The organism is Anaerotruncus sp. DFI.9.16, from assembly GCF_024461615.1.
Taxonomy (GTDB): Bacteria; Bacillota; Clostridia; order Oscillospirales; family Ruminococcaceae; genus Anaerotruncus; species Anaerotruncus massiliensis.
Map to the genome: position 1 here is coordinate 1 of NZ_JANFZX010000102.1, position 5,198 is coordinate 5,198.

At 64.5% G+C, this 5,198-nt stretch carries 2 protein-coding genes; both read right to left on the reverse strand.

The annotated features are described in order from the left end of the window. Window positions 1–305: 305 nt before the first annotated feature. Window positions 306–1,352 (reverse strand): hypothetical protein, encoded by a 1,047-nt coding sequence (locus tag NE609_RS16810; protein ID WP_121587731.1) that lies wholly within the window; start codon window positions 1,350–1,352, stop codon window positions 306–308. A 159-nt stretch (window positions 1,353–1,511) separates the two neighbouring features. Further along, window positions 1,512–4,970 (reverse strand): transcription-repair coupling factor, encoded by a 3,459-nt coding sequence (mfd, locus tag NE609_RS16815; protein ID WP_256153188.1) that lies wholly within the window; start codon window positions 4,968–4,970, stop codon window positions 1,512–1,514. Between the last annotated feature and the right edge of the window lie 228 nt (window positions 4,971–5,198).

The following is a 5,198-nucleotide window of genomic DNA, read 5'->3' on the forward strand; positions in this document are numbered from 1 at the left end:
ATTTGCGTATTTTAAACGGCGCCCGCGGCGCGGCCGCCTTTTTCATTTCATGAAGCAATCGGTAAAAAGTCCGTGGATTCGAGAGCGCGCGCACTCTGCGCGGCCGCCCGGATTGGGCGCCCCGCGGGCGGCGCGCTGCGTGCAAAGCGGGCGCTCGGCAGCAGCGGGCCGTCGCCGGGGCTCATCATCGGATCGATCCCCTTTACAGGTTGATTTTTTGTCCTTCGGTACTTATAGAACCGTTCGCGGGGACGTTTGGGGACAACAAAAAGCCGGCGCTTTCGCGCCGGCTTTTATGATGCCGTTCAGCCGACCTTCAGTTTTTCAGGGGTGTAGCGCTTGAGGGCCGCGTCGTTATAGGTGACGCCGGTGAGCGAGTCCGCCCACTGGGAGACCTGCTCGTCAAACGCGTCCCCGCGCAGCGCGGAGACCAGCGCCGCCCTGCGCTGGGCAAAGTCGCTCTCGTTTTCCATCACATCGTAGCGGACGAAGAGGTACATCCCGTCCTCCGACTCGGCGACGGTCGGCTCCCCGATCGGCGCGGCAAAGATCGTATCGACCACCTCCTGCGAATAGGAGGAGTTCTCCCGGTTCACAAAGGTGAAGGAGGTGCCCGCCTCTGGCTTCTCGAGGTCCTGGTTGCCCGAAAGCTCCTTGCGGGCCTCGTAGACGAGCGTCTCCATATCCTCGCCCGCCTTGGCGCGCTCGAGGTACTTGTTGATCAGCTCGGAAGCCTGCTCCTTGGCCTTGGCTTTGGCCTCGTCGGTGTCCTCGGCGGGGTTGATCGACACGGGGATGAGCAGGATTTTGGCGTAGTCGGTGGAGAACTTGGTTTTGAGCTCCTCCTCGGGCACCGGGTCGGTGCCGCCCTCGCCGTAGATCGCGTTGAAGATCATCGACTTCTTGACCATGTTCTCCTGCGCGAGGATGAACGACTCCCTGGACACGCCGTTGGCGGTGTAGGTCTCCTCCAGACGGAAGCCGGTCCAGTACTGCTCGGCGGTCTGTTCGACCGAGGCCTTGTCGAGCTCGCTCATGGTAAGGCCCATCTCGCTGAACTTCTGCTCGATCGCGATGTATTCGTCAAGGCCCTTTTTGGCCTCCTCGGTGACCTTCTGGGAGACGGTGACGCCGTCCACCTGCTCCTTGAGCGGGTCCTTGACGTCCGACGGAAGGTCGACCGTCGCGTCGGAATACGCGGTGATCAGTTCGTTGATGTAGACGCCGGCCGGAACGGTCAGGTCGCCCGCCTTGGCCGCCCATTTGGTGTCCCCGCCCATGCTGCAGGCGGCGAGACTCGCGGTCATCAGCACGGCCAGGCCGAGCGCCGCGATTTTTTTAACAGTCGTCATTTTGAATTCCTCCTGTAAGGGGTATTGCTTGCATACCCGCTTATTATACAACGCCGCCCCCAAAAAGTCCACTAGAAATTCCACACGGTTCGGGAAACGGCTCCCATCCAGTCTTATCCTGTTCCGCGCCGCGCCGCTTATGCGGGCCGCTGCAAAAGATCACTCCCCCATGGCGGCGAGCGCCTCGCGGATGGTGTCGAGCGGTTCGGAACCCGCGGGGATCTTGACGGTGATGTAGGGCTTGCTGCCCGCGCTGACCATCACGCGGCCGCGCAGCCTGACGGCGAGCGAGCCCGCGCGGGACATATCCATGACCTCGGGATAGAGCAGCACCGCGTCCCCGCGCTGGGAGATCTCCCGGATGCCCATCTGGGAGGCGGTGTTGCGCACGAGCGCCACGTCCACCAGCCCCTTGACCGCGTCGGGCGGGTCGCCGAACCGGTCGATCAGCTCGTCGATGAGGTCCATCGCGTCCTCCTCGTTCTGGATGGCGGCGATCTTCTTGTAGATGTCGATGCGCTGGGCGAGGTTGTCGATGTAATCCTCGGGGATGTGCGCGCCCACCCGCACGTCGACCATGCACTCCGCGGCCGTCCTGGCGGGCGCCTCGCCCTTCTGCTCGGCCACCGCCTCGGAGAGCATCTTGAGGTACATGTCGTAGCCGACCGCCTCCATGTGGCCGTGCTGCTGCGCGCCGAGGATGTTGCCCGCGCCGCGGATCTCAAGATCGCGCATCGCGATGCGGAAGCCCGACCCGAAGGAGGTGAACTCCCGGATGGCGGACAGCCGCTTGGCGGCCACGTCGGAGAGCTCCTTGTCCCGCCGGAAGGTGAGGTAGGCGAACGCGCGCCGGGTGGAGCGCCCCACCCGCCCGCGCAGCTGGTAGAGCTGGGAGAGCCCCATGCGGTCGGCGTCCTCGATGATGAGGGTGTTGCAGTTGGGCACGTCGACGCCCGTCTCGATGATCGTCGTGCAGACGAGGATGTCAACCTCGTAGTCGAGCAGCTGCTGCCACACGCGGGAGAGCTGTTCCTCCCCCATCTTGCCGTGCGCCGTGACGATGCGCGCCTCGGGGACCATCTGCTTAATCCTATAGGCGCAGGAATCGATGCTCTCGACCCGGTTGTGCAGGTAAAACACCTGCCCCCCCCTGCGCAGCTCCCGCTCGATCGCCTGCGCGATCACGCCCCAGTCATGCTCGACCACATAGGTCTGCACCGGATGGCGGTCCTGCGGGGCCTCCTCGATGACGCTCATGTCCCGGATGCCGCTCATCGCCATGTTGAGGGTGCGCGGGATGGGGGTCGCCGAAAGGGTCAGCACGTCGACGGTGGCGCGCATCTCCTTGAATTTCTCCTTGTGCCGCACGCCGAACCGCTGTTCCTCGTCGATGATGCAGAGGCCGAGGTCCTTGAACTGGACGTCGTTCTGGACGAGGCGGTGGGTGCCGATGATCATGTCGATCTCCCCGCGCCGCAGCTCGGATAGGATCTGCTTCTGCTCCTTTGCCGAGCGGAAGCGGGAGAGCAGCTCCACCTTGATCGGGAAGCCCTCCATCCTGCGGGTGGTCGTCTGGTAGTGCTGCCACGCCAGGATGGTCGTCGGGCAGAGCAGCGCGCACTGCTTGCCGTCCATCACGCACTTGAAGGCGGCCCGGAGCGCCACCTCCGTCTTGCCGAAGCCCACGTCGCCGCAGAGCAGCCGGTCCATCGGGACGGGGTTTTCCATATCCGATTTGATCTCGTCGATGCAGCGGAGCTGGTCGTCCGTCTCCTCAAAGGCAAACCGCCGCTCAAAGTCGTTCTGCCAGTCGGTGTCGGGCGAAAACGCGTAGCCCTTGACCGCCATCCGCTTTGCATAGAGCTCGGTCAGCTCCTTGGCCATGTCCTCGACGGCCTTTTTGACCCGCTGGCGGGTCTTCTGCCACTCGACGGAATTCAGTTTATTAAGGCGCACGTTCGCGTCGTCCCGCACGCCGACGTATTTGCTGACGAGGTCGAGCTGGGTGACCGGCACGAAGAGCATGTCGGTGCCCGCGTAGCGGATTTTGATGTAGTCCTTGACAATCCCCTGCACATCCCGCTTGACGATCCCCTCAAACACGCCGATGCCGTGGGAGACGTGCACGACATAGTCCCCCGGCGTCAGATCGCTGATGTCGCGGAGCTTTTTGCCCTCCTTGGGGCGGGGCTTCCGCTTGGCGCCCTGCACGACCGCCTTGGCCTGCGAGATGACCGCGAGCTTCAGGTCGGGGTATTCCATGCCCGCCGACATGCTCGCCGAAACGACGTACACCACGCCCGGCGTGAGCCTGCCGATCTCCTCGCACTCGGCGGCGCGGATATTTTCCTTCTGCAAATCCTCCGCCAGCGTCACGGCGGCGCGGTAGGTTCCCGCGAAGACGATGACGCAGTAGCCGCGCGAAAGGTAGTTCTGCACGTCCTCCCGCAGCAGGGAGAACTCGCCGCTCCAGGAGGAGAGCTGGACGGCGTTCACGTCGATCATGTCCCGCAGCGGGATGTCCCCCACCGAGCGGACGAAGGTGTCGAGCAGCACGCTGTTCGACTCCGACGCGTGCCGCTGCAAATCCACGAAGTCCTCGCCGAACCGGTCGCACCCCTTGAAGAGGACGCCCTCCTCGAGCAGGATCTTGACGTCCTCGTTCTGCTGCCAGAGCACGTTTTTGAGCGCCTCGCGGCAGTTGGCCGTGTCGCAGAGGAAGAGCGGCCGGTCGCGCAGATAGTCAAAGACAGTCGCCGGCTCGGGATAGAGCAGCGGCAGCCACCGGTCGAGGCTCTGGGGCATGATGCCGTCGGAGATCCGCGCGATCTCCCCCTCGAGCTTCTCCTTGGCGAGCTTGCCGCGGGTGCCGCGGATGTTTTTCATCGCGCCCTGCAAAAGCTTCACCAGCCGCTCAGGGCTGTCCGCCACCACCTCGGCCGCCGGGGTGATGTCCACTCGCTTGACCGTGTCGACCCGGCGCTGGGTGTCCGTCTTGAAGGTGGAGATCGTGTCGATCTCGTCCCCCCAGAATTCGACGCGGAAGGGATCGGGCATGTGGGGCGGGAAAAAGTCGAGGATGCCGCCCCGCTGGGAGAACTGGCAGACGCCGTCCACCTGGTCGCAGCGGGTGTAGCCCGCCGACACCAAAAACCGCGTCAGCTCCTCCATCCGGTATTCCCTGCCCGCCTCGAGGGTCCGGATGCGTTTTTCCAGCACCTCCGGGGGCATCGTATACTGAAGCGCGGCCTGCGCCGACGCCACCACGATCTTCAGGCTCCCCGCGTGCAGCCGCCCGAGCACCGCCAGCCGCGCGTGCTCGTATTCCCGCGAGACCCCCTGCACCTCCTGAAAGGTCCATTCGCGCGAGGGGAAAAGAGCAGACGTCCCCTCCCCCGCCATGATGTTGATGTCCTCGACCAGCCGGGTAGCCGCCGCCTCATCGGACACGACGGCCAGCCCGCCGGTCTCCAGCAGACCGGCGAGCGAAACGATCATATGCGCCTTGTGCACGTTCGAGAGCCCCGTGACGAGCACCGGGGTCGCCCGATTTTTCACCGCGCTTTTGACCCGCTCAAAAGCGGGCAGGCCGGTCAGCAGGTGTTCAAACCCTTTCATTCTGGTGAATTCCTTTCTCTATTTTGCCGCTCTGCGGGCGGCGGGGGATCTTCTTGGGTTTGCCGCCCAGTGGACGGCGGGGCTTGTCGGCTGCCCGCCGACAGGGGGCTTTCTTAGGTTTGCCGCGCTGCGCCCGGCGAGGCTTGCCGGGCCCCGCCCCGGCGGCGGTTTGAGATTTGCCGCGCTGCGCCCGGCGGGGCGTAGACGGGAATTGCCGCTTTCCAAGCG

Coding starts and splice junctions, on each gene's coding strand:
- NE609_RS16810 (WP_121587731.1), bottom strand. CDS start 1,352: ATGACGACTGTTAAAAAAATCGCGGCGCTCGGCCTGGCCGTGCTGATG.
- mfd (WP_256153188.1), bottom strand. CDS start 4,970: ATGAAAGGGTTTGAACACCTGCTGACCGGCCTGCCCGCTTTTGAGCGG.